Origin of the sequence: Pseudoalteromonas sp. GW168-MNA-CIBAN-0100 (assembly GCF_040309225.1) — a bacterium.
GTDB classification, from domain to species: Bacteria; Pseudomonadota; Gammaproteobacteria; order Enterobacterales; family Alteromonadaceae; genus Pseudoalteromonas; species Pseudoalteromonas arctica.
Window position 1 is genome coordinate 1 of the sequence record NZ_JBEOOL010000419.1, and the last position, 292, is coordinate 292.

The window sequence follows — 292 nt, forward strand, 5'->3', positions numbered from 1 at the left end:
CCCGATGAAGAAATCGATTTTTTATCTGACGGTAAAGTTTCTGGCGATTTAGATGCCATTATTGCCCAGCTCAATACGGTAACCGATCAAGCTAAGCAAGGCAGCATAATGCGCGAAGGTATGCGTGTCGTTATTGCAGGTCGTCCTAATGCAGGCAAATCAAGCTTACTTAATGCATTAGCAGGACGAGAAGCGGCAATCGTAACTGAAATAGCCGGCACCACCCGCGATGTACTTCGTGAGCACATACATATAGATGGTATGCCACTACATATAATCGACACCGCAGGCC

General features: G+C 46.6%; 1 protein-coding gene. It reads left to right on the top strand.

What is annotated here, in order from left to right; genetic code table 11:
• Positions 1 to 292, top strand: a 292-nt coding sequence (locus AAEY62_RS21765) for a GTPase (protein WP_350636474.1), incomplete at both ends; no start/stop codon positions are given.